Here is a 2,622-nt window from a genome sequence, read left to right as displayed (position 1 = left end):
GTAAGCGATCCATTATCGGCGTCTACCCAACGGCGCTCTGAGCGAGGAGCATAGGTGTCCACCTATTTGGGAGGTGGACACCTATGGCTGACAAAGACTCTGAGTTGAGAGTAGTTCGTCAAAACAGCGACGGCCGTCGCCGCTACGACGAGAAGGGCAAACGCGCATTGGTCGAGGCGGCGTTACGCCCGGGCGTGTCGGTGGCTCGCCTGGCGCAGGAGCACGCGATCAACGCCAACCTGCTGCGCAAGTGGATTTCGAAGTATCTGCTGGAGCGCGAGAAAGGCCTCGTGCCTGCGTCGCAAGATAACGACGCTGACGGGCGCGAATTGCCCCCCGCCGTTGAGGTGATCGATGGTGTGGCTATCGATCTCCCAGGTTCGCTCAAGCGCATCTCGGCAACGGCACCACCATCTGCGTTCGTGCCGGTCGTTTCGGCGCCGTCGTTGACATCGCCCACACCACCCTCAGCATCGATGACGCTCGCGTTGCATGTGCGTCTATCCAACGGTGTCGAACTTGAGCTGGGCAAGGCTATCGCGACCGTCGACGAACTGACGACCTTGGTTCAGATCCTGGGGAGGATGCCGTGTTCCGATTCGACGAAAGCTTGAAGGTCTACCTGCACCGCGATCCGGTCGACTTCCGCTACGGCATGAACAGCCTGTCGATTCTCGTCGAACAGTCGATGCGACTGAACCCGATGGATGCTTCGCTCTACGTGTTCGGCAATCGGCGTCGTGATCGCATCAAGATCCTCGGCTGGGATGGGAACGGCTTCTGGCTGCTGATGAAACGCCTCGAGGCCGATCGCTTCACCTGGCCAGACAAGAAAACCGAAGTCGTGACGATGACGACGGACCTGCTGCACGCGTTGCTCGACGGTGATGACATTACCACGATCCAGCGGCATCCAAGACGCGAATATCGTCGCGTCAGTTGAACGCGGGATCGGCATGTCTGTCGAATCGGCATGCCGATTCAGGTCACCATCACCGCCGACGAACTTGCCGCGCTGCTCGCGATACGCGAAGCGTATGGTTCGCTTCAGCGCGAGCATGAAGAAGTTCGCGGCACGCTGCGTCTCGTGACGGCGGAACGCGATCTCGCCGAGGAGCGGCTGCGCGCCTATCGACACGAATTGTTCGGCGCCAAAAGTGAGGCACGAGCCTCGGAACAGCTCGGTCTGTTCAATGAAGCCGAAGCGCTGGGCACGAACGCGACGCCGGCGCAGGAAGACACTCCGGAATTGACGGTCGCTGCGCATACGCGCAAGAAGCGCGGCCACCGCAAACCGCTCGATCCCAACCTGCCGCGCGACGTCGTGCGACACGAGCTGCCCGAAGCTGAACGCTTCTGCGCAAACGATGGGCACGCGCTCGTCGAGTTCGGCGTGGAGATCAGCGAGCAGCTCGATGTGATCCCCGAGCAGCTTCGTGTGATCCAGCACCAGCGCGTCAAATACGCGTGTCCGTGCTGCGATCTCGGCATCAAGGTCACGCCGGCGCCGCCGCGCATCATCCTTCGCGGACTGTTGAGCGAATCAGCACTCGCGTGGATTGCCACCGGCAAGTACCAGTTCGGCATGCCGTTGTATCGCCAGGCCGGCCTGCTGCGGCGTTTCGGCGGCGACATCTCGTCGAACACGATCGCCGCCAGCATGGTCCGCGTTGGCCTCGCGACGCAGCCCGTGATCAACCTGATGCGCGATGCGTTACTCGACGCCGAGCTGATCTACTGCGACGAAACGACGCTCCAGGTGCTGAAGGAGGAAGGCCGCCGCCCCCAAACGAAGAGTTACCTCTGGGCGCAAATGACCGGTTCGGGTGTCCCCATCCGCTGCTTCACCTATACGCCGGGGCGCGGCACCAAGCTGGCCGACAAGCTGTTCACCGGAATCCACGAAGGCGCGGTCATGATGACCGACGGCTACGAGCCCTACAACGACATCGCTCAACGTCACCAGCTCGTGCACCTTGGATGCTGGGTGCACGTGAGACGGTACTTCGTCAAAGCGGAGGACAGCGTACCGAAGGCAGCGCGCACGCCCGATCTGCTTGCGACGCGCTTCATCAAGCTGATCGGAAAGCTGTTCACTGCCGAGGCACGTAGTGAAATGTGGCTGGCGCAGCGACGACAGCGATTGCGACGACGCTACAGTGCACGCGTGCTCGACGCGATCCACGCGCTGATGCTCGAGCAGTCGTCCGGCGTCGTACCGAAAAGCCTGCTCGGCAAGGGACTGACCTACTTGCGCGCGCAATGGCCGAAGTTGATCCGCTACCTCGAGAATGGCGACTGGCCCATCTCGAACAATCCCTGCGAAAACGCGATTCGCCCGTTCTGCGTTGGGCGCCGCGGCTGGTTGTTCTCCGACACCGTCGATGGTGCAAACGCGAGCGCCAACCTCTATACCTTGGTCGAATCGGCGAAGGCCAATGGCATCGATCCGTACCGATACCTCACCTGGCTGTTCCAGCGTCTGCCCCTGGCGAAGACCGTCGACGATTACGACGCGCTGCTGCCCTGGAAGATGCCTGCCGAGCTCCGCTGACCCGCAGCGTTACCCACCTCACACACTCCGCCACCTTCTCTGAGGGGCGTCGTTCGTGGACCGCATAC

At 61.8% G+C, this 2,622-nt stretch carries 3 protein-coding genes; all 3 read left to right on the top strand.

The window, feature by feature from the left end; genetic code table 11:
* The first annotated feature begins 83 nt into the window (after positions 1-83).
* Genes ACV229_RS40415 through tnpC form a run of 3 tightly spaced genes read left to right on the top strand, consistent with a single transcriptional unit; the run spans position 84 to position 2,554 of the window.
* Positions 84-614 (top strand): transposase, encoded by a 531-nt coding sequence (locus tag ACV229_RS40415; RefSeq protein WP_448088635.1) that lies wholly within the window; start codon positions 84-86, stop codon positions 612-614.
* Positions 590-943 carry an IS66 family insertion sequence element accessory protein TnpB gene (tnpB, locus tag ACV229_RS40410; protein WP_448088634.1) on the top strand — a complete coding sequence of 118 codons (354 nt, stop codon included), beginning with the start codon at positions 590-592 and terminating at the stop codon, positions 941-943. Before ACV229_RS40415 ends, tnpB begins: the two co-directional genes overlap by 25 nt.
* Positions 944-973: 30 nt before the next feature.
* The gene (gene tnpC / locus ACV229_RS40405; RefSeq protein ID WP_448088633.1) at positions 974-2,554 is read left to right on the top strand and encodes an IS66 family transposase; all 1,581 of its coding nucleotides are present in this window, start codon (positions 974-976) and stop codon (positions 2,552-2,554) included.
* Positions 2,555-2,622 lie beyond the last annotated feature (68 nt).

This window comes from Burkholderia sp. MR1-5-21 (assembly GCF_053427715.1).
Note: the sequence above shows the minus strand (reverse complement) of the source record. Positions and strands in the feature narration are given on the sequence as shown.